A 21498-nucleotide genomic window follows, 5' to 3' on the forward strand; every position below is an offset into this window, starting at 1 on the left:
TCGTTGACCGCTTCGATAGCGGGTCAGGCGTTGGCCATCGTCTCGCGGATGGCGCTGGCCAGGTCGTCCAGCCGGTAGGGTTTGGGCAGCACATGCACGCCCAGGTCCTCGGCCGCCCGGCGGGAAGCCTCTGCGAAACCGCTGGTCAGCAGCACCGGCAGATCAGGACGCCGATGATGGATCTCGCGAGCCAGATCGACGCCGTTCATGGCGCCCGGCATCATGATGTCGCTGAACACGACATCGATCCGGCGACCGTTGGCCAGGGCGCCGAGGCCACCGGCGGCGGAGGCGGCGCGGGTCACGTCGAAGCCGATCTGGTGCAGCATCTCGGTGACCAGGGCGGCGACCTCGTCATCGTCCTCGACCAGCAGGACGCAGCCGGAGAAGCGGCTGGCGGTGCGGACCGGGCCGGTGTCGAGGGCCGGCCTGGGCGCCGCGCTGGCCGGCTTGGCCGAGCGTGGCAGCATGAGGATGACGCGGGTCCCTTCCTCGAGCTTGGACTCGATGTGCACGGAGCCGCCCGACTGGCGGGCGAAGCCATAGGCCTGGGCCAGGCCGAGGCCCGAGCCCTTGCCGATCTCCTTGGTGGTGAAGAAGGGTTCGAACACCCGCGCCTTCACCGTGTCGCTCATCCCCGTGCCGGTGTCGCGCACCTCGAGGCGGACGAAGTCGCCGATGATGTCGCCCTCGCGCCAGTCCTCGACATTGCGGGCCGAGATGACGATCTCGCCGCCCTTGGGCATGGCGTCGCGGGCATTGAAGGCCAGGTTGAGGATGACCAGCTCGAGCTCGCCGGCATCGACCTCGACCGGCCAGAGGTGGTCGTCGAACTCCAGATCGACGTGAACATCGCCCCGCAGAGAGCGATCCAGCAGTTCGCGCATGCCGCCGATGCGGGTCTGCAGGTCAACGGCCTCGGGGGCCAGCGGCTGGCGGCGGGAGAAGGCGAGCAGCTGGCGGGTCAGGGCCGAGCCCCGGTCGGCCGCCTGGCGCATGCCCTGCAGCAGGCGGGCCCGGCGAGCCGGGTCCTCCTGGCGGTCGATCATGTCGAGGCCGCCCTGGATGACCATGAGGAGGTTGTTGAAATCGTGGGCGACGCCGCCGGTCAGCTGGCCGATGGCCTCCATCTTCTGGGCCTGGCGCAGGTTCTCCTCGATGCGGGCCCGCTCGGCCATCTGGGTGACCAGTTCGGCGTTGGCGGTGCGCAGCTGTTCGGTCCGCGCCGCGACCAGGGCCTCGAGGTCTTGGGCCGCCTTTTCGCGGGCGGCGAGCAGGGCCTGGACCTCGTACTGCCGGGCCCTGGCCCGCAGCGCCGCCTGCACGGTGCTGGTCAGGGTAATCGGCTGTACCGGCCGTTCGAGCAGCGAGACGTTGCGCAGGGTCTCGACGAGGGTCTTGCGCCAGGCCGCGACCCGCGGCTGCTCATGGCGGCTGGTCAGCACCACGAACGGCAGGTCCGACCAGGCCGGCTGGGCCTCGATCCAGTCGGAGAGGCCCGACAGATCCTTGCCGAACAGGCCCTCCTCGGCGACGAACACCGCCGCCGCCCCGGCCTGGAGCTCGCTCACCAGAGAAGGCAGGTCCCCGCAGACGAAGGCGTCCAGTCCGGCCCGCCGCAACAGCTCGGCCGAGGCCGGCCCGTCCCGCCCGATGGGAGCGTAGACCAGCACCCGGCGGCGGGAGGCCTCAACGCTGTTCATGGTCTTGCAGGTCCAGGAGCGGCACGGTGTCGCCGAGATAGGTCGGGGTGCCCGTGAAGATGCCGCTGAACTGGGTCAGCGGCGGTCCGACCGAGACGCCGCCAGCCGAGAGCCTGAACTCGCGGATGCTGTGCTCATGACTGCCGCTGCGCTTCTTCACCACCGACAGGGCGCGGCGCACGACACCGGCATGCTCGAAGTAGCGCACCATGATCACCGCATCGCTGAGGTAGCTGATGTCGAGCGGCGTCTCCATGGGCCCGACCAGGCCGTGCTGGGCCAGGACAAGGATGGTCAGAACCCCCTGCTGGGCCAGGTAGCTGAGCAGTTCGTGCATCTGCAGGATCAGGAAGCGCCCGTCCGGCATGGCGTTGAGATAGCCGTTCAGGCTGTCGATGATGACGACGCGGGCGCCGCCCTCCTCGACGCTGCGGATGACGTTGGCGGCGAACTCGCCGGGCGACATCTCGGCCGGGTCGATCTGCTGGTAGCGGATCAGGCCGCTGTCGAGTTTCTCCTCCAGCGGCAGGCCCAGGGTCCTGGCCCGGGCCTCCAGCGTGCCGCGTCCCTCGTCGAAGGCGAAGTAGACGGCATGCTCGCCCCGACTGGCGGCGGCGATGGCGTAGCTCAGGGCGATCGAAGACTTGCCGACCCCGGCGGACCCGACCAGCAGGGCATTGGTGCCCCGCTCCAGTCCGCCGCCCAGCATCCTGTCGAGTTCGGCGTTGCCGCTCGGGGTGAATTCGCCAAGGAAGGTCCTGTGGTGCTCGGCGGCGACCAGGCGCGGATAGATGGCCAGGCCGCCCTTGGCGATCTTGAAGTCGTGGAAGCCGCCCCGGAAGTTGATGCCGCGCATCTTGACCACCCGCAGCCGGCGCCGTTCGGCCCCGTACTCGATGGCCAGCTGCTCGAGCAGCAGAACGCCGTGGCAGATGGAATGAAGCTGCAGGTCGTTTTCGTGGGCGGTCAGGTCATCGAGCAGGACGACGGTGCAGGCGCGGGTGGTGAAGAAGTGCTTCAGGGCCAGGATCTGGCGCCGATAGCGCAGGGAGCCCTGGGCGAGAAGGCGCAGTTCCGACAGGCTGTCGATGACCAGCCGGGTCGGGTTGAGGGCCTCGACCCGCTCGAAGATCAGCTTGGTGGTTTCGCTGAGCTCGACCTCGGCCGGGTGCAGCACGGTCAGCTCGCGCTCGGGATCGAGAACGTTCTCCGGCGGAACCAGCTCGAAGACATCGATGCCGTCGAGGCTCCAGCCATGACGGCGGGCGACAAGGTCCAGCTCGCGGCGGGTTTCCGACAGGCTGATGTAGAGGACGCGCTCGCCCTGGCGTACGCCCTCCATCAGGAACTGCAGGGCGATGGTTGTCTTGCCGGTGCCGGGACGGCCCTCGTAGAGATACATCCGGTCGGCATCGAGACCGCCCATCAGAATCTCGTCGAGACCGGAATTGCCGGTCGAAATCCTCGCCGGATCCTCCGGATGCGTTGTCTTCATGGTTGGAAAAAGCCCTCCACCTTGTGGAGTTCCATCCAAACTCCCCCTGGCTGGCTGAACGCGAGAACCCGATCCGGGTTGCAGCAGTCAGGAGGATGCTTGCCCCGCCCTGGATCAGGCCAGTTCTGCGACGCCTTCTTCTTCCTCTTCCTCGTCCTCTTCCTCTTCGACAACGACCTCTTCGACGGCCGCCTTGCGCTTGATCGGGCCGCGCGCCTTGCGGGCCGCCGACAGGGCCGCGGACTTGGCGGCGGCGCGGGTTTCGGCCTCGGCCTCCAAGGCGGGGAGGATCTCGGCGGCGGCCGCCTTGCGGGCGGCGTGATCGCCCTCGCTGAGCCGGCGGGCATTGGCCAGCAGGTTGTTCACCTCGGCGTCGGTCAGGCCGGGCAGGCGGTCGAGAAGGGTCATTGAAGGCTCCGATGGCGGGCAGGATTCGCCGTTCACCGACAAAACGCCTGAAAGTCATATCGGGATGCTTATGGGCCAATACGAGCCCCGAAAGAACAGTTGCCGAGAATTTCCTTGCGGAAACCTCGGAGACCTGTCAGTTTTGGGTCATCGAATTCGTCTCGGTTCGGCTGAACATCCATGTTTCACTCAGTGAAACGCCCGGACCTGCCCCCAACCTTCTCGAACTTGATCACCCGCGCGACACGCGTGCGGGCGAGAAAACATGAACTAAGGACTACCCAATATGTCTACCGGCACCGTCAAGTGGTTCAACGGAACCAAAGGCTTCGGCTTCATCCAACCCGATGAAGGTGGCGCTGACGTCTTCGTGCACATCTCGGCCGTCGAGCGCGCGGGTCTCCGCGGCCTCGAAGAAGGTCAAAAGATCACGTACGAACTCGAGAAGGACAAGCGCAGCGGCAAGATGTCCGCTGGCAACCTCCAGGCTTAATCAGCCTCTCAGGTTTGACCAACGAGAAGGGCCGGCTCCGCGAGGAGCCGGCCCTTTTTCGTTGCCTGCGAAGGCTGGCTAGCCGCGAACGGCCATCGTCGCCTTGGCGGCCATCGGTGGCGTGCGCAGGATGTCGGCGACCCGTTCCAGGAAGGCGCGCCGGCGGGCCATGGCCCCCTCGACGTCCTGCATCTCTCGAACCACCCGGCTGCTGGTGCGCAGCGATTCCTCGACCAGGCGGTCGGCGACCGCCGGCAGATGTCCGTCACCCTTGCGCGCATCCATCAGGGCGGCGTGGCTGCGGGCTTCACCGATCCGCTTCTGGACCAGGGCCTCGACCTCGACTCCGGCCTCGGCCCGGGCGGCCAGGCTGGCGAAGTCGTTGGCGTAGAGGCGGATGAATCCTTCCTCGATCATGATGTCTCCTGTCTGGGGGCTTGGGAGTACGCGGCGCGTCGCCGTCTCTCTCAGCCGCCGGCGCCCAGGGGGTCTTGGCCAGCGATGCGGCAACCATAGCCGCAATGGCCCGAAAAGTCACCCGCCGATGGCAGCGGTCCCTAGCCGACGCTGCCGGACGAGGCCTCGCCGCCGTTGGCGCGCAGCCAGCGGAAGCTCAAGCGGCCCTTGTCGCGGTCGGCGGTCAGGGTCAGGTCCAGGGTCTCGCCGGGGCGGATGATGTCCTTGAACTTCACCCGGTTGAGATCGACGCCCTCGGGGGCCCAGCCCAGCACCTCGCGCGACAGCAACACCGCCATATGCACCTGGCTGATGCCGGGCAGGATCGGCTCGCCCGGGAAGTGGCCCTGGAACCAGGCCAGGGTCGGCGGCAGGGTCATACGCAGCAGGACGACGTCATCCGCGCGGGACACCACCTCATAGGGCGGCAGGCGCGGCGCGTCGAAGAGGGCGCGGAGGTCGCTCAAGCGGCGTTTTCCCTGGGCGTCGGTGGGCAGGCGATCGACGAACCGCCAATGTTTAGGCCGTTCGATCGGCTCCAGTCTATCGGCCAAGGCGGCGCGAAGATGGCGCCCCAGCCGGAAGGCGCCGTCGGCGTCGAGGGCCGCCTGGCCGGCGGGGCTCAGGGCGACGACGGCGGCCAGCGCGCCCTTGCGGTCCGGCAGGATCAGGGCCGAGGCCTCGACGGCGTGTGGCAGGGCGGCCAGGGCCTCTTCCACCCGCGTCAGGGAGACGCGCTTGCCGTCGACCTTCTCCATGCGGTCGGCGCGGCCGAGCAGGCGGAAGCGGCCGTCGGCCAGAAGCTCCATGCGGTCGCCCATGGCGAAAGGGGCGCCGTCGTCGAGATAGGGGGTCAGGACGGTCAGCGCGCCCTCGGCGTCGGGGGCGACGGTGACGACGCTAAACGGCCTCCAGGGTTCGTCGCCGGCGCTCTGGCGGCGCCAGGCGACGCCGCCGGTCTCGGTGCTGCCCAGCACCTCGGTGACCGGCCGGCCGAAGGCGGCGGTGCAGATGAGGGCGGCGGGCGTCTGCAACAGCTGGCCGGAGGAGAAGATCAGGCCGGGCGACTGGGCGGCCAGATCCATGGCCGGCGGCAGGCGGGTGAGGTGGGCCGGGCTGGAGATCAGGGTGACGCCGGCGCCGAGCCGCCCCTCCAGGTTCTCCCAGTATTCGGCCGCGCGGTCGGCGCTGGGCCGCCCGGCCATCACCGGCCAGACGATGCGATAGATCAGGCCGTAGATGTGTTGATGGGACACCGTGGCCTGCACCGCGCCGGCCTCGGCCCCGAAGACGTCCTCCAGGGCCCGGGCCTCGGTTTCCAGCTGGGCGAGGCGGCGTTCGATGCGCTTGGGCACGCCGGTCGAGCCGGAGGTGAAGAAGGTGAGGGCGACGTCCGGCGCGGCCTCGCCGAGGGTCGCGTCCGTTTCGGTCGAGAGGACCATCGAGGCGTCGTCGAGCAGGACGGCGTTCAGGCCGCCGACCTCGGCCAGGTAGGAGGCCTGGGTGTGGGCCGGCAGCACCAGGGCCTTGCGCGCGACGGCGGCGGCCAGCAGGGCGGCGGCGAACAGGGCGGCAGAGGCGGTATGCAGGAACAGCGGGCCCTCGCCGGCCATTCTCGGAACTAGGGCGGCTGCGGTGGCGCGAATCTGGCCGGCGGTGATGTCGCGCTCGCCGGGAAACAGCACGCGGTCAGCCGGAGCCGTCAGCAGCGCCTCGGTAAAGGCTTTCACGAATCCCTTCTCCCGCTTGTCGGGAGAAGGACCGCACCTTCTCTAGTCATGCCGCCTCTCGGGCCCGCACGAATTTCCGCACCAACAGTTCCCCGCCGAACAACGCCCCCATCAACAGGTAGGCCACAAACCCATTATAGGCGGTCCACACCTCCAGGCTCGCGTAAAGCGCCGTCCACAGAGCAACAAGCCCGTTCAGCAACAGGAACACGCACCAGACCATGGTCACCTTGCGGGTATAGCGCACGCCGGCCTCGGGCAGGTCGGGTTCGGCGATGCGGGCCAGGCGCTCGATCATGCTCTGGCCTTTGAACAGGCTGGCCGCGAAGGCCGCCAGCATCGCGCCGTTCATGAACACCGGATAGAAGCGCACCGCCCGGTGGGCGTCCCAGATCATCATCAGGCCCATCAGCAGGGCCACGACCAGCGGGGCCAGGGCCATGCCCAGCGGCACGCCCTTGCCCCAGCCGAAGGCGACCCGCAGCACCAGCAACAGGCACAGGGCCGCGACCACCGGGATGGGCCCGATGGCCTTGACCGCGAACAGCGCGATGAACGGGTAGAGCAGCGTCACCGCCGCCAGGGCGACGGTGGCCAGGTCCGGGCGCCGCCTGGCGGATACGCCCGCCCTGCTGTCAGCCCCCGCCTTCCCTTCAGCCATTGGCCGAGAGTTGTTCCGTCACGTCGAGCACGTCGTTGATCGTGCGCACCGACTTGAACTGCTCGGGCGTCACCTTCTTGCCGGTGATTTCCTGCAGCTTCACCATCAGGTCGACGGCGTCGATGCTGTCCAGGCCGAGGTTCTCGACCAGGTCGGCGTCGGGGCTCAACTCATGCTCGGGGACCTCGAAGGTCTCGACGAGGAAGTCGGCGATCTCTTTGTAAACGGCCTGTCTGTCCATTTTCCCCTCCGTCACGCAGCGGCTTGCTGCGCGGCGACGAACTCGGCAAGCGACCGGACCGACTGGAAGTGGGCGCGCGTCGTCTTGTCTTCGGCATTGATCTTGATGCCGTACTTCTTCTGGACGCCGACGCCAATCTCCAGCGCGTCGATCGAGTCGAGGGCCAGGCCGGAATCGCCGAACAGGTTTTCCTCCGCGTCGATATCGCCGGGACTGACATCCTCGAGGTTGAGGACATCGATGATCATCAGCTTGATGTCGTATTCCAGGTCGCTCATGCGCGCAGTTTCTCTTCCATCATCTCATCTACGCGAGTCACGAGGTGGCGCGCGGCGACTGGGAGCGGGTCTTGCCCCGCAAATTCAAAAACTTCAATGCGATCATGCACGGTCAGCGTCCAGTGCGGCCTGGTGACCGGAACGCGGTACCAAGGCACGCCCTTCTGCAGGTTGGGCGGCACGCAGGTGATGCTGACCAGCCGCACGGGCGCCCCAGCCTTGAGGGCGGCATAGGCGAAGCCCCGCTGCATGGCCCGGGGCTTGCCCGGAACCGTGCGCGAGCCTTCCGGGAAGATCACCACGTTGTTGCCCTCGCGCAGGGCCTGGGCGCAGTCTTCCAGCAGGCGCTCGGGATCGCCGAGGTTGGGGATGTAGCCGGCGGCGCGGACGACTCCGGCCATGAAGGGGTTGTTCCACACCCCGGCCTTCACCACGCATTTGGTGCGCTGCATGAAGGCCATCATGAAGACGATGTCGAGCAGCGACGGATGGTTGGCGACCACCATCACCCCGTGGTCGCGCTTCAGTTCCTCCTCGCCGCGGCACTCGTAGGTCAGGGTGCCCATCAGCCGCATGATGCGGATGTAGAGCCGCCAGGTCCGCTGGACGATGATCTGGGCGATGCGCTGGCGCAGGTCCCTGGCATGGAAGCCGATGTTGATCAGCGGGAAGATGGCCAGGGCCATGGCCAAGCCGCCGACGCCGAACAGGACGAAGGAAATGCCGGTGGTCACTACCCGGCCGCCGCGTTCGATCTTGCGCAGGATCGCCAGCATCAGGCGGCCGCCCGCATGTCGGCGCTGACGGCGATGGCGCTGGCCCCGGCCTCCAGGGCTTCGATCAGGGCCAGGGCTCCCGCCCGGCCCCGGCCGGCCTCGGCGCCATCCTCGGCGGCGCCCAGAGCCAGCCGAACGGCCAAGGCGACGAAGGGAACACCGGGTTCGTGCTCGAACTCGGCGTAGATGCCGGTCATCGGCTGTTCGGCGTAGAACACCAGGACCTGGCTCGCCTCACCCGAAGACAGCCGCAGCCAGGCTTCCAGCAGGCCGGCCGCCAGGCTGGCGTCGCCGGCCGCAACGGCCGTGTGGCTCGACTTCTCCCCGACCACCTGGGCGGTCAGGCCGGGAGCGGCGTTGTGAACACAGGCCGAGAAGGACGAGGGTGAAAGCAGGTCAGCCGCGACGATGGCCTCGGACAGCTGCATGGCCGTCGCGACATCGCCGTACCGGGAAGCGAACACCAGCTCGCAGCCGGGCGCGGCGACGCCGACAGCGCTGCGGACGGCGGCCAGTGAGAATTTCGGCATCCTGCGGCGCAGACCCACGGGCACGGCGTCCGGTCCAGCGGCCCGTCCACGCACGGACTCGCCGGCCGCATCCGTAACGATGCCGCCCCAGTCCAAAACCGCCAGATTGGCGATACCCATCAGCCCCACTCACGCTCGGCGCCGAACAGTCACGCGTCCGACTCGCACCGTCCGGCGCGCCCCCTGCCCACCGTCGATTTTTATCCTAAACCTAGCCCTGCACGGAGCAACCTATGAAAGGGGGCCCCGCATCGATCAACCGGCACTGTTGCCTATTGGGCAACGAAATTGGCGTGGAATCCGAACGGGATGCGGCGCGGCACGGGGGCCAGGGCGATCGGACCGGCGGCGACGTTCAGGGCGTCGAACACCGCCAGCTCGCTGGTGTCAGTGCGCGGACGGAACAGGATGGTCAGGATCCAGCCGTCGCCTTCGGCCGAATCGGCCGAGCGCGGCACGAAGATCGGCTCGCCGACGCCGCCCAGACCCTCTTCGGTCCAGAAGGTCCGCTGACCCGTGTGGGTGTCGAGGTGGGCCAGGCCGTCGCCGCGGATGTCGCCGGGCCGGCGCTGCTGGCCGGAGAACCAGGCGTGACGATGCGGCTGCTGGGCGCGGCGCTCGTCGATGCGCGGGAATTCGCCGGCCAGGTCGTCGAGGGTCTCTTCCGTGACCACCGGGTCATCACCGGAGAGATCGATCCTGTAGCGCAGGGACACCGCCCCGGTCTCGCGGCCGGGCGTGCCGTCGGCCAGCGGGAAGAAGGGCGGCTGGGGATAGCGCATGACGTCGACCACCAGGGTCTCGCCCTCCTCCCAGGCATTGGTGACGTGGAACAGGTAGCCGGCCGAGACAGGGGCCCAGCGCAGCGAGGCGACGCCCTTTTCCCGATCGATGATGGCCAGCTGGGCCGGCATGTCGGGCTCCCAGGCGAAGGCCGGCTTTCCGCCCATGGCCCGCGGCAGGCTGCCGGTCAGCGGCAGCAGGGGGATGATCACGTACCGGTCGGTGAGGGCGAAGTCGTGGATCATCGAGCAGTAGGGGGCCTCGAAGGTCTCACGCTTGACCAGCACGCCGTCCGGGCCGGCGACGCCCCAGCTGACCTTGTTGCTGAGCGGCGTCGGGTCGTCGGCATAGGCGATGAAGACGAACTCGCCGGTGCGCGGGTCGACCTTGGGGTGGGCGGTGACCTTGCCGCCGAAGTCGCGGTAGCCGACCGGCTCGAGCGTGCCGGCCACGACCTCGAATGGGGCATGCGCCTCCTCCAGGGCCAGCAGGCGGCCGGCGTGCAGCATGATGTTGGTGTTGGCCACCCCGCTGTCGGTCCCCATGACGCTGGGATCGGTCATCATCGGGTTGCCCATCGGGCCATACAGCCGGCGGCCGGCGGCGTTCTCGGTCTGCCAGCGCGGCGTGCGGACGTAGCGGTTGCGATAGCGGACGCGGCCGCCCTCGATCGCGAAGGCGTGGACCATGCCGTCGCCGCCGAACCAGTGGTAGGCGCGCTGGTCCGGCTCGAACTGCGGGTTGGGACCGATGCGGTACAGCGAGCCGGCGATGGCGTCGGGAATGGTCCCGATCACCGGCAACTCGAAATCGTCTTCGCTGCGCACCGGCGCGAAGTTGCCGCGCAGGAAGGGGTTGCCCCGAGTTTCGCCGTCCATGGTCCGCTCTCCCTTGTTGGTCTTCTTTAGAGTTTGACGATCAGTCCCGTGTCAGGGGCCGCCTTGCCGCTCACCGTCTCCGCCCAGGCCTCGGCGACGCCCTCCGGCCCGCGCAGGGTGCGCAGCTTCAGCCAGGGGCTGGCGGCGACGAAGGCGGCCAGGTTGTCGCTGAACCGGCGGCCGAATTCCTCCCCGCCCCACTCGGCGAAGCGCTTGCGGATCTGGTCGGGGGCGAAGAACAGCTGGCGGGCCGGTCCCGGCAGGGCCGCCGCATCCGGCGCCGCGGTCCAGTGGGTGGCGCCGACGATGGCGCTGTGGACGATGGCCTCGCCGAACCGACGGTGCAGCCGGCCGACGACATCGGCGTTGCCGGCGAAGTCGATGATGGCCACCGGGGTTTCCACCGCCACCGTCTCGATGTCGCCGTAGGGCGCGACGCCCGAGAACCAGCCCAGGCTGTTCAGGAAATCGACATGCTGCGGCGAAGTCAGGCCGACCACGGCCACGCCCCGCTGCTTCAGCCGGTAGGCGAGGCCGAGCGCCGTCTTGCTGGAGGCGCTGGTCAGGATGACCGTCTTCGCTCCGAAATCGCCCGCCTCCTCCAGGAAGTCGTCGATCAGCCAGCTGGTGCCGAACAGCGGCCGCAGCAGGGAACGGTGGTCGTCGGTCGCCGTGGGGACGGCGGACTCGGCATACTGGTTGTAGGTCGGCGGCAGGCCGGACCGATGCTCGGCCGCGTCGATGTAGCCGTCGCCCCGCTTGACCAGCTTGGCCGCGAAATGGCTGGACATCGGCAGGTAGCCGAACAGGCGAAGGCCCGGCTCGATCCCCTCGGCCTTCGACTCCACAACCGTCGCGAAGCCCCAGACCGGCACCCGCCCAAAGCCATCCGGGGCCGGGAAGAACTGCCAGTAGCCGAAGCTGTCGCCCATCGCCCCATAGGTGACGTTGTTGGCGGTGACCGAGAAACTCTCGACCGCGAGCCTGGCTTCCCCGTCTCGCAGCGGCGTATCCGGCTGCGCGCGCACCTCGCCCCGGCCCAGATCATCCCTGGCGATCAGATAGTCCCAGCGATCCATGTCACCCTCGTTATTTACGACGTAAACTTATAATGTAAGCTATAGGGCCTGACAACAGCTTCTCATCGTTTCGTGCCCATGCCTCGCGCTTTATCCCCCTCCCAGGTTGAAGAATTCCGCGAGCGTCTCTGCGCCGCCGCCGAGCACCTGTTCGCCGAGCATGGCCCGGAGGCGGTGACCATGCGCCAACTGGCCGCCGAGCTGGGGGTCAGCCCGATGACGCCCTACCGCTACTTCAAGGACAAGGACGACATCCTGGCCGCCGTCCGGGCCAGCGGCTTCGCCCGCTTCGCCGACGCCATGGAGGCCGCCTACCATTCGGAGAGCGATCCGGTCGCCGTCTCCGAGGCGGTCGGCCGCGCCTATGTCCGGTTCGCCCTGGAGCAGTCCGACGCCTACCGCCTGATGTTCGACCTCTCGCAGCCGAACGAGGCCGACTATCCCGAGCTGGTCGCCGCCAGCGGCCGGGCCCGCGCCATGATGGTCGCCCAGGCCCAGGGGCTGATCGACAGCGGCCAGGCGAAGGGCGATCCGGAGGTCATCGCCCATATCCTGTGGGCCAATCTGCATGGCGGCCTGGTGCTGCAGCTGGCCGGCAAGCTGTCGCCCCGGATCGATCCCTCGGCCCTGCGACGGGCCGCCTTCCAGACCCTGCTGAAAGGCCTCGCCCGCGACGATTGACCCGTTGTGCGGACAGGGGCCCGCCGATAGGGTGCGGTCAGTTTCGTGAGGGGGTTTTCCATGTCCAGCGCCAACACCATCGCCGAGGAACTCGCCGCCGCCGCGGCCGGCGACGACACTGATGCGCTGGGCCTGCTGCAGGGCGACGTCACCCTCCTGGCCCTCGAAGACCCGGACGCCGACAACCTGATCGTCGGCGGCGGCGCGGCCGACACCTTCAACGGCGACGACGGCAACGACACCATCGACGGCATGCGGGGCGACGACATCCTCAACGGCGGCGAAGGCAGCGACCACCTGTTCGGCTGGGGCGACGAGGACACCCTCAACGGCGGCGAGGGCATCGACTTCCTCGACGGCGGCCGGGGCATGGACACGCTCAACGGCGACAACGGCAATGACGAGCTCTACGGCCAACGCGGTACGGACACGCTGAAGGGCGGGGCCGGCGAGGACAAGCTGTACGGCGGCCAGGGCCGTGACAGCCTCGATGGCGGCGCGGGCGTCGACTATCTGGACGGCGGCGTCGGCGACGACACCTACATCGTCGATGTGGTCGGCGACGTGCTGCATGAGAGCCGCTTCGGCGGCCGCGACACCGTCGAATCGGCCGTCTCCTGGACCCTCGCCGCCTTCTTCGAAGAGCTGGAGCTGACCGGCACGACCGCCATCGATGGGACCGGCAACGCCGTCGCCAACAAGCTGACCGGCAACAGCGGGGCCAACAAGCTGCTCGGCCTCGACGGCAACGACACCCTGGCCGGCGGCGCGGGCACGGACACCCTGACCGGCGGCCGGGGCAATGACCGCATGGCCGGCGGCGCGGGCGCCGATACCTTCATCCTCACCGCCGACAGCATCGGCCTGAAGGAAAAGGACCGCATCAGCGACTTCTCGAACGGCGACGGCGACTTGATAAACTTCACCGCCATCGACGCCAACACCAACACCGATGGCGACCAGGCCTTCACGACGGTTGCGAAGTTCAGCGGCACGGCGGGCGAGATGGCCCTCAGCTACAAGGGCGGCGCCACGACCGTGAAGCTCGACGTCGATGGCGACGGCAAGGCCGACTACACGCTGAAGATCAACGGCGACCTGACCCTGCATACGAGCACCTGGCTTCTCTAGGCGCGGATCATCTGACTGGCTTGGGCGTTGGGGTGGGAACAGTCACGGAGTTCCCCTCATGCCCCCCGCCCAAGGCCCCGCCTATGTTCCCGCCCAGCCCAACGGCGCCGCCAACGACAGCGGCGGCGCGCTCGGATTCCTCGACCGCTTCTTCGGCGCCGACACCCGCGAGGCTGTTGCCCTGAAGGCCCAGGACGCCCGCGCCCTGGTCACCGAAAAAGCTCAAGACGCCCGCGCCAACCTGACCGTCGCCGGCAACAGCCTGGCGGCCACGGCCCGGGCTCATCCGGTGCTGGCCGTGCTGACCGTGGTCGGCGGCATCGCCGCCATCGGCCTGCTGGCCAACCCCGCCACCCGCCGCGCCGCCATCGCCGGCGGCACGGCCCTTTGGGGCAGGTTCGGCGACAAGCTGCCGACGCTGCTGCCCAAGGCCTGATCTACCCAATCGCCCAAGAGCATGCGAAACCCCGGGTGGTCCACCGTCCGGGGTTCTCCATGTTCAAGCGCCTGCTTCCCGTCCTCGCCGCCGCCCTGATCGCCGGGTCCGCCCAGGCCGCGCCGGACACCCTCGACGCCATCGCCACCGATTTCGTGAAGCTCAGCCTCGAGGCGGGCGTGCGCGAGGACGGCTATGTCGATGCCTATTACGGCCCGGCCGAATGGCAGGAGGCGGCCAAAAAGAACCCCCGCGACCAGGCGACCCTGCGCAAGGACGCCCGGGCCCTCAGCGCCCGCCTCGCCGCCCTGCCCGCCACGGCCGATCCGCTGGCCCAGCGCCGCCGCGTCTTCATGGCCGGCCAGCTGAAGGCCGCCGACACCCGCCTGTCCATGGCGCTGGGAGAGAAGTTCAAGTTCGCCGATGAGGCCGAGGGCCTGTTCGGCATCCGCCCGCAGCTGAAGCCCCTGAGCGTCTACGACCCCGTGCTGGCGAAGATCGAGGCCTTGGTCCCGGGCGAAGGGCCCCTGGCCGAGCGCGTCGACGCCTTCCAGAACCGTTTCATCATCCCGACCGACAGGCTGGACGCGGTCATGCGGGCCGGTATCGCCGAATGCCGCAAGCGCACCGCCGCCCATATCGCCCTGCCCGCCGACGAGCGCTTCACCCTGGAGTTCGTCAAGGGCAAGAGCTGGTCGGGCTACAACTGGTACAAGGGCGGCGCGACCAGCCTGATCCAGATCAACACCGACCTGCCGATCCGCATCAGCCGCGCCATCGACCTGGGTTGCCATGAGGGCTACCCCGGCCACCATGCGCTGAACATGCTGCTCGAGCAGAAGCTGGCCAGGGGCAAAGGCTGGATCGAGTACACCGTCTACCCGCTCTACAGCCCGCAGTCGCTGATCGCCGAGGGCACCGCCAACTACGGCATCGACCTGGCCTTCCCGTTGAATGACAAGATCAGCTTCGAGCGCGACGTGCTGTTCCCGCTGGCCGGCCTCGACCCGGCCACGGCGGCGACCCAGGTGGCGCTGGGCGAGGCGACCAAGGACCTGGCCGGGGCCCGGCTGACCATCGCCCAGATGTATCTCGACGGCGAGATCGACCGCGAGACCGCCATCGGCCTGGCCCAGAAGTACCAGCTGATCAGCCGCGCCCGCGCCGAACAGTCGATCAGCTTCACCGAGACCTACCGCAGCTATGTGATCAACTATGGCCTCGGCCAGGACATGAGCCAAGCCTATGTCGAGGCCGCCGCCCCCGACCAGGCCGGCCGCTGGAAGGCCTTCGAGCGGCTGATCTCCGAACCCACCGTGCCGGCCGATTTGCTGAAGCGATAGCCGGATATACCGCTTGACAGTGGTTTGTCGGGTTCCCGACCAAAAACCCAAAATGTGCACTTGGCTCGGCGGATAACGCCGCTAGTTTCCCTACCCATGTTGGGGCACGGGCCCCCGCGCCCGTCCTGGAGTCTCCATGCCTTTCGCCGCCGTTGTCGAAGTATCCGCCCTGGATGGAACCACGGGTTTTCAGATCAGCGGCGAGGCCGCCAACGACTATGTCGGCAGGACAGTCGCTGCGGCCGGCGACATCAACGGCGACGGCATTCAGGACTTCATCGTCAGCGCGGCCGGTATCGATCCGAACGGCAGCAACTCGGGCGGCGCCTATGTCGTGTTTGGCCGACTGTCCGGTTTTCCGGCCGAACTGAACCTCTCGACGCTCAATGGCGCCAACGGCTTCCAGATCAACGGTGAAGCCTTGAGCCTTACGGCCGGCGGCACCACCGCCGCCTCGGTCTCGGCGGCGGGCGACGTCAACGGCGATGGTATCGACGACCTGATCATCGGCGGCTTCGGCGCGTCGATCAACGGCCAGAACGCGGGCGCGGCCTGGGTGCTGTTCGGCAAGAACACGGCCGTCAGCGGCAATTTCGCGGCCAACGTCGAGCTCGGCGCCCTCAATGGCTCGACCGGTTTCCAACTGAACGGCATCGCCCTCGGCGACCAGGCCGGCGCCCCGGTGGCATCGGTCGGCGACATCAACGGCGATGGCTTCGACGATATCGCGATCGGCGCCTATCGCATCAGCCACAGCGGCCAGCGGTCCGGCTCGACCTACATCGTGTTCGGCACGAGCACCCCGTTTGCCGCCAACTTCGAGCTCAGCAGCCTGAACGGAACCAACGGCTTCCGCATCGATGGCGAGAGCGCCTACAGCTATGCCGGCTTCTCGGTCGCCTCGGCCGGGGACATCAACAACGACGGCATCGACGACCTGGTGGTCGGTATGCTTGGCCAGGCCAGCGGGACCGGCGGCGCCTATGTGGTCTTCGGCAAGAACACCGCGGTCAGCGGTAATTTCTCCTCCATCTTCAATCTCAGCACGCTCAACGGCGCCAATGGCTTCCAGCTGAACGGCGTTGCGACCGGCGATCGCGCCGGCATCACGGTGGCCGCGGCGGGCGACGTCAACGGCGACGGCATCGATGACTTCGTCGTCGGCGCCTACGCCGCCGACAACGGCGGGAACTACTCCGGATCCACCTATGTGGTGTTCGGCAAGGACACCAGCGTCAGCGGCGCCTTTGCGGCCGACTTCAACCTGTCGTCGCTGAACGGGACCAACGGCTTCCGCATCGACGGTCAGGCCGGCGACTACTCGGGCCGCTCGGTGGCCGGAGCGGGCGACATCAACGGCGACGGCATCGACGACCTGCTGATTAGCGCCTACCGCGCGGAACCCAACGGCCAGTATTCCGGCGCCGCCTACGTGCTGTTCGGCCGCAACACCCCCTTCGCGGCCACCGTCAGCCTGGGCAGCCTGACCACAGCCACCGGCGTGCGGATCAACGGCGAAGCGGCCGGCGACAACTTCGGGGGCGATGTCTCCGCCGCCGACATCAACGGCGACGGCCTGATCGACCTGATCATCAGCGCCGGCTACGCCGACCCGGGCGGCAACAGCACCGCCGGCGCGGCCTACGTCATCTTCGGGCAGCAGGGGGCCACCCCCTTCGTCGGCACCCCCGGCGAGGACAACCTCAGCGGAACGGCGGGCGCCGACAGCGCCGACGGCGGGGCCGGCAAGGACATCCTGCGCGGGCTGGGCGGCGATGACGTCCTGAACGGCGGCGACGCCAACGACCAGATCTTCGGCGGCGCCAACAACGACATCCTCGGCGGCGACGCCGGCAGCGACATCCTCTACGGCGACGATGGCACGGATACGCTGAACGGCGGCGACGGAGCCGACAAGCTGTTCGGCGGCACAGGCGCCGACCAACTGAACGGCGGCACCGGCAACGACCGCATGGCCGGCGAGGACGACGTCGATACCCTGAACGGCGGGGCCGGCAACGACTACCTCGACGGCGGCCTGGGCGCCGACATCATGTCGGGCGGCACGGACAACGACGTCTACATCGTCGACAACGCCGGCGATCAGACCATCGAAAGCGCCGGCCAGGGCTACGACATCGTCCGCACCGCCCTCGACGGCTGGGTGCTGGGCGCCAACCTGGAAGGGCTGGAGCTGCAGGGCTCCGCCGACATCGACGGCGCCGGCAACAGCGAGGCCAACAACCTGCAGGGCAACAGCGGGGCCAACGTGCTGTCGGGCCTGGCCGGGGTCGATACGATGAACGGCAACGACGGCGATGACGTCATCATCGGCGGACTGGGCAACGACCTGCTGCGCGGCGGCACCGGAGCAGATAGTTTCGTCGTCGCCCATGCCTTCGGCAGCGTTCTGGAAACCGACCAGATCTACGACTTCAGCGCCGCCGAGGGCGACATCCTGGACTTCTCGGGCGCCTACAGCGGCACGCTCGACGTCGTCGGCGCCTTCGGCAAGCACGCTGGCGAAATGACCCTGACCTTCGCCGGCGGCATCACCACCGTCCGCCTCGACATCAACGGCGACGGCAAGGCCGACTATCAGGTCAAGATCAACGGCGACGTCACCACCGAGAGCGGGAACTGGCTGCTCTAAAGGGTCAGCTTGCCAAAATAGCCGGTCAGTTCGAGGTAGCCGCGCGCGTCCTCCGAACTGACCGCGCCTTCCCAGTAGACCGGGCCGCCGCCGGCCCGGCTGTCCAGTTCCTGGTCGTCGAACAGGGGCTTCAGCACGATGGTCTTGCGGCCGCCGGGCAGCGGAGCGGTGATGACCTGTTCGACCGGATAGAGGGCCTTGGTGCGGGGTGAACGCCAGCGGCGGCGGGCCTCGAACGTCAGTTCGCCGGGCCGGAATACGGTCAGCTGGCCGGTGGGACTGCGGTAGGAGCCGCCGGTCCAGAGGGGCTTGCCGGCCGCGTCGCGGACCTGGAAGGCGGTCAGGGCGCCGCCGTCCTTCAGATTGAGGCCGGCCCAGTCCCAGCCGACCGCCGCCGGGTTCAGCAGGGTCGAGGACCATTCGCGGTCGAGCCAGGCCTCGCCGGTGACCTTCACCCGCTTGCCGTCCCGCAGGATCGACCCCGTCACCGCCAGATGCGGCAGGCTGTAGTAGTGGCTGGCCTCCGCAGGGCCCGGACCCTTGCGGCTGAAGCCGCCCACGCCCTGCAGGATGGGCGGCTGGGTCGGGGCGAAGGTCAGGTCCAGATCGAAGTCCGACCCGCCGGCTTTGGTTCGCCAGCGGTTGTCGGGGCCGCGGCGCAGTGACCAGTCGTCGATCACCAGATTGGCGTCGGTCTCGGACGCCTCGGCCAGGCCGAAGCCGGCGCGGGCGACGCGCTGGCTGTGCAGCAGCTTGCCCGCCTTCGGGTCCGACAGGGCGGCGTGGGCGAACAGAACCTGCTTGGCGGCGAAGGCGCTGGGGTTGGCCTGGTCGACGTCGGGGCGGGTGCGGAAGAAGGTGACCTGGAAGCCGAGGGGGCCGGCAGCCGTCTCCAGCCAGCCGGTGACGTACCACCACTCGGTGCGGAACGCCGGGTGGCTGCCGTGGTCGCGCGGGAAGGCGATGGTCTCGGCCGGGGTGACAGGGGCGTAGACCGGGGCGACGCGGCCGGTGTCGGCGGCGATCAGAAGCAAGGCGACGAGGGCGGCGATCAGGGGGCGCATCACCAGTCCTCCCGCACGGCGCGGACGGCGTCCATCGACAGGGCCCGGCGGCCGGCCAGCAGGGCGGCCCCGGCCGAGGCGGCGATCAGGGTCACGGTCACAATGGCGAACAGGCCCCAGGGCAGGCGGGTCTCCATGGTCCAGTGGAAGGACTGCGGATTGACCACATGGATCAGCACCTGGCTCATGATCAGGCCGAGCGTCAGGCCGGCGGCGACCCCGACCGTGCCGAGCAGGGCGCCCTCGATGGCGAGCATGGCGGTGATCTGGCGTTTGCGGACGCCCAGGTGGCGCAGCATGCCGAACTCCTTGGTGCGGGCCAGGGTCTGGGCCGAGACGGTGGCGGCGACGCCGGCCAGGCCGACGAGGATGGCGACGAACTCCAGCACATAGGTGATGGCGAAGCTGCGGTCGAAGAGACCAAGGGCGATGGCGCGGATCTGGCCCGGGCGCAGCATCTCGGTACGGGCGGCGACGTCGGGCGGCAGGGCGGCGCGGACAGCGGCGGAGACCTCTTCCACCCTGGCGCCAGGCTTCAGCTCGATCGAGGCCTCGCCGCGCAGGGAATCGCCGGTCAGGCGGCTGTAGTCCTCGCTGGTCAGGACCACGGCCCCGTTCTGGCGGGCGTAATCGCGCCAGAGGCCGGCGACGAAGACCTGAGGCCGGCCTTTCAGAGGCAGTTCGAGGGTCTGGCCGACCTTGAGATGGTTGAGCCAGGCGGCCGGTTCGCTGACCCAGATCGGCGTCAGGCCGGCCGGCGCGGGCCGCGAGGTTCCGATCAGGGGCACGCGAGCGCCGGGGTTGTCGCGGCTGATCGGCTGGGCGACCAGGGCGACCGGCGGGGCGTCGGTGGACAGGCGCAGGGGCGTGGCGCGGGTGAAGTGGACGGCGGCGACGCCGGGGGCGGCGGCGACCCTGGCCTGGCCGGCGGGGTCGAGGCCGCCGACCTCCGAGGGGCCGGCGAAGCGGATGTAGAGGTCGTCGGGCAGCACCTGGCCCAGCCAGTCGTCGACCGAGCCGCGGAAGCTGGAGACCATGACCGCCATGGCGATCATCAGCGAGGTCGAGGCGACGATGCCGCAGAGGGCGACGGCGGCCTGTGACGGGGCGCCCCAGAGGCGGCGGACGGCCAGTTCGGCGACGGGGCTCTTGAGGGCCCGGGCTTCCAGCGGCGACAGCAGCAGCCTGGCCAGCCAGGGCATGGCGGCGACCCCACCGGCCAGCAGCAGGGCCATGGAAACGTAGCCCAGCAGGGGCAGGCCGTAGACGGCCGGGGCGAAGGCGCAGGCGGCGCCGAGGCCGAGCAGGATGAGAGCGAGGCGGAAGCCCGGCTTGGCCGAGGGGTCGATGGCGTCGCCGACGTTCTTGAGAGCCACGGCCGGCTGGGCGTTGGCGGCCTCGCGGGCCGGAATCAGGCTGCCGACCAGGGCGCAGGCCAGGCCGAGGACGAAGAAGACCCCGGCCGCGACGGGGGCGAAGATCAGGGTCGGGCGGGCGCCCTCGAAGAAGCCGCTGCCCAGGTCGCCGCCCAGCAGGCGCAGGGCGGCGCCGGCCAGCAGCAGGCCGAGACCCAGCCCCATGGCCGAGCCGACCGCGCCGACAATGCCGCCCTCGGCCAGCACCTGGACCAGCAGGGCCCGGCGGTTGACGCCGAGCACCCGCAACAGGGCGAACTGGGCGCGGCGGCGGGCGACCGACAGGGACTGGGCCGAGAAGACCAGGAAGGCGCCGGTCAGCAGGGCCATCAGGGCCAGCATGTTGAGATTGACCCGGTAGGCGCGGGAGAGGCTGTCGCTGCGCCGCTCCTGGCTCTCCTGGGTGACGATCTCGGCCTCGGGCGGCAGCAGCCGGGTCAGGGCCGAGCGGGTGGCGGCGGGGTCGGCGCCCTGTTTGAGCTTGAGATCGACGCGCTGCAGCTTGCCGATCTGGCCGAAGCGCCACTGGGCGGCGGCGATGTCCATGACCACGATCCGGCGGCCCTCGCCGACGGCCGGCAGCGGGCCGGCGATGGTCAGCGGCACGGTGCGGCCGCCGGCGGCGATGGTGATGACGTCGCCAGGCTTGCGGCCCTCCATCAGGGCCGGGGAGACGAACGCCGAGCTTTCGTCGAACACCGCCCCGGCCCCGCCGAAGCCGCCCTCCCCCGCGCCAGCTGGCCGGCCCAGCAAGTTGGGGGTGACGGCGGCGGCGCGGAAGATGTCGAGGCCGATCAGGGTCAGGGGTTCCTGCTGGCCCGGGACGACGCCGGTCAGCTTGATAACCGGGCTGGCCAGGGCGATGCCGGGGGCGCGGGCCAGCCTGGGGTAGAGGGCCTCGTCGAAGCCGGCCGGCGCCACCGACTGGACCTGCAAGTCGGCGTCGCCGTTGACCGTGCTGATCGCCCTGGAGAATTCGGTCAGGGCCGAGGCGTTGATCAGGTGGACGGCGAAGCCCAGCGCCACGCCCACGGCGATGGCCACGGCGGCGGTGACCACCCGCACCGGCTGGCTGCGCCACTCACCGAGGATCAGCCAGCGGAGGGCTGTCAGGCTGAGATTCACCCCTCCCCCCTGTCATCCCGGACGGCCCGAAGGGACGATCCGGGACCCAGGGGGTGACGGAGCGTTATGTGGGCGGCGGCGACCAACTGTGCGCGCGGCCCCTGGGTCCCGGCTCTCCGCTGCGCTCCGGCCGGGATGA

General features: G+C 69.1%; 21 protein-coding genes and 1 pseudogene. 7 read left to right on the top strand and 15 right to left on the bottom strand.

The features are described from left to right. Positions 1-23 precede the first annotated feature (23 nt). The 3 genes from O5I81_RS17640 to O5I81_RS17650 form a co-directional block, all read right to left on the bottom strand. Positions 24-1703 (bottom strand): ATP-binding protein, encoded by a 1680-nt coding sequence (locus O5I81_RS17640; RefSeq protein ID WP_271066171.1) that lies wholly within the window; start codon positions 1701-1703, stop codon positions 24-26. Continuing rightward, a complete protein-coding gene (locus tag O5I81_RS17645) occupies positions 1690-3198 on the bottom strand; it encodes an ATPase domain-containing protein (protein ID WP_271066172.1) in 1509 nt (502 codons plus the stop codon). The genes O5I81_RS17640 and O5I81_RS17645 overlap by 14 nt, the downstream gene beginning before the upstream one ends. Positions 3199-3312: 114 nt before the next feature. Then, positions 3313-3606, bottom strand: coding sequence for a hypothetical protein (locus O5I81_RS17650; protein WP_271066173.1), 294 nt, complete (start codon positions 3604-3606; stop codon positions 3313-3315). 11 nt (positions 3607-3617) lie between these two features. Between O5I81_RS17650 and O5I81_RS17655 the strand changes: the two genes are divergently transcribed. Continuing rightward, a complete protein-coding gene (locus tag O5I81_RS17655; protein ID WP_271066174.1) occupies positions 3618-3875 on the top strand; it encodes a hypothetical protein in 258 nt (85 codons plus the stop codon). Positions 3876-3892: 17 nt separating this feature from the next. Continuing rightward, positions 3893-4099: a cold-shock protein gene (locus tag O5I81_RS17660; RefSeq protein ID WP_271066175.1), complete on the top strand. Its 207-nt coding sequence runs from the start codon at positions 3893-3895 to the stop codon at positions 4097-4099. A gap of 78 nt (positions 4100-4177) precedes the next feature. Here O5I81_RS17660 and O5I81_RS17665 read toward each other — a convergent pair whose 3' ends face one another. The 9 genes from O5I81_RS17665 to O5I81_RS17705 form a co-directional block, all read right to left on the bottom strand. After that, positions 4178-4516, bottom strand: coding sequence for a hypothetical protein (locus O5I81_RS17665; protein ID WP_271066176.1), 339 nt, complete (start codon positions 4514-4516; stop codon positions 4178-4180). A gap of 140 nt (positions 4517-4656) precedes the next feature. Next, positions 4657-6285, bottom strand: coding sequence for an AMP-binding protein (locus O5I81_RS17670; protein WP_271066177.1), 1629 nt, complete (start codon positions 6283-6285; stop codon positions 4657-4659). A gap of 46 nt (positions 6286-6331) precedes the next feature. Continuing rightward, positions 6332-6946, bottom strand: coding sequence for a hypothetical protein (locus tag O5I81_RS17675; protein ID WP_271066178.1), 615 nt, complete (start codon positions 6944-6946; stop codon positions 6332-6334). After that, positions 6939-7187 carry an acyl carrier protein gene (locus O5I81_RS17680; RefSeq protein ID WP_271066179.1) on the bottom strand — a complete coding sequence of 83 codons (249 nt, stop codon included), beginning with the start codon at positions 7185-7187 and terminating at the stop codon, positions 6939-6941. Before O5I81_RS17680 ends, O5I81_RS17675 begins: the two co-directional genes overlap by 8 nt. Before the next feature lie 11 nt (positions 7188-7198). Further along, entirely contained in the window at positions 7199-7465 is a 267-nt protein-coding gene (locus O5I81_RS17685) for a phosphopantetheine-binding protein (RefSeq protein WP_271066180.1), read from the bottom strand. Beyond that, positions 7462-8241 (bottom strand): lysophospholipid acyltransferase family protein, encoded by a 780-nt coding sequence (locus tag O5I81_RS17690; protein WP_271066181.1) that lies wholly within the window; start codon positions 8239-8241, stop codon positions 7462-7464. The genes O5I81_RS17685 and O5I81_RS17690 overlap by 4 nt, the downstream gene beginning before the upstream one ends. Next, positions 8241-8891: a beta-ketoacyl synthase chain length factor gene (locus O5I81_RS17695; protein WP_271066182.1), complete on the bottom strand. Its 651-nt coding sequence runs from the start codon at positions 8889-8891 to the stop codon at positions 8241-8243. The genes O5I81_RS17690 and O5I81_RS17695 overlap by 1 nt, the downstream gene beginning before the upstream one ends. 152 nt (positions 8892-9043) lie before the next feature. Then, a complete protein-coding gene (locus tag O5I81_RS17700; RefSeq protein ID WP_271066183.1) occupies positions 9044-10432 on the bottom strand; it encodes a carotenoid oxygenase family protein in 1389 nt (462 codons plus the stop codon). 26 nt (positions 10433-10458) lie between these two features. Beyond that, positions 10459-11511, bottom strand: a complete 1053-nt coding sequence (locus O5I81_RS17705; RefSeq protein WP_271066184.1) for a DUF2855 family protein — start codon at positions 11509-11511, stop codon at positions 10459-10461. Positions 11512-11589: 78 nt separating this feature from the next. Here O5I81_RS17705 and O5I81_RS17710 point away from each other — a divergent pair, with 78 nt between their 5' ends. The 5 genes from O5I81_RS17710 to O5I81_RS17730 all read left to right on the top strand — a co-directional run bounded on the left by O5I81_RS17710 (position 11590) and on the right by O5I81_RS17730 (position 17755). Then, a complete protein-coding gene (locus tag O5I81_RS17710; protein ID WP_271069054.1) occupies positions 11590-12192 on the top strand; it encodes a TetR/AcrR family transcriptional regulator in 603 nt (200 codons plus the stop codon). Positions 12193-12252: 60 nt separating this feature from the next. Then, positions 12253-13323, top strand: a complete 1071-nt coding sequence (locus tag O5I81_RS17715) for a calcium-binding protein (protein ID WP_271066185.1) — start codon at positions 12253-12255, stop codon at positions 13321-13323. A 58-nt stretch (positions 13324-13381) separates the two neighbouring features. After that, positions 13382-13759 carry a hypothetical protein gene (locus O5I81_RS17720; RefSeq protein ID WP_271066186.1) on the top strand — a complete coding sequence of 126 codons (378 nt, stop codon included), beginning with the start codon at positions 13382-13384 and terminating at the stop codon, positions 13757-13759. 59 nt (positions 13760-13818) lie between these two features. Next, positions 13819-15102 carry a hypothetical protein gene (locus O5I81_RS17725; RefSeq protein ID WP_271066187.1) on the top strand — a complete coding sequence of 428 codons (1284 nt, stop codon included), beginning with the start codon at positions 13819-13821 and terminating at the stop codon, positions 15100-15102. Between the two features lie 136 nt (positions 15103-15238). Next, positions 15239-17755, top strand: coding sequence for an FG-GAP-like repeat-containing protein (locus O5I81_RS17730; protein ID WP_271066188.1), 2517 nt, complete (start codon positions 15239-15241; stop codon positions 17753-17755). Here the strand turns inward: O5I81_RS17730 and O5I81_RS17735 are convergent. From O5I81_RS17735 to O5I81_RS17745, 3 genes and pseudogenes are all read right to left on the bottom strand, one after another. Further along, positions 17752-18819 (bottom strand): carotenoid 1,2-hydratase, encoded by a 1068-nt coding sequence (locus O5I81_RS17735; RefSeq protein ID WP_271066189.1) that lies wholly within the window; start codon positions 18817-18819, stop codon positions 17752-17754. The genes O5I81_RS17730 and O5I81_RS17735 overlap by 4 nt on opposite strands. Further along, positions 18819-21359 (bottom strand): ABC transporter permease, encoded by a 2541-nt coding sequence (locus O5I81_RS17740; RefSeq protein ID WP_271066190.1) that lies wholly within the window; start codon positions 21357-21359, stop codon positions 18819-18821. Before O5I81_RS17740 ends, O5I81_RS17735 begins: the two co-directional genes overlap by 1 nt. Beyond that, positions 21356-21497: pseudogene (locus tag O5I81_RS17745) on the bottom strand (hypothetical protein); the annotation flags it as partial. The gene O5I81_RS17740 and the pseudogene O5I81_RS17745, both read right to left, overlap by 4 nt. Position 21498 lies beyond the last annotated feature (1 nt).

Source organism: Caulobacter sp. NIBR1757 (assembly GCF_027912495.1).
GTDB lineage: Bacteria > Pseudomonadota > Alphaproteobacteria > Caulobacterales > Caulobacteraceae > Caulobacter.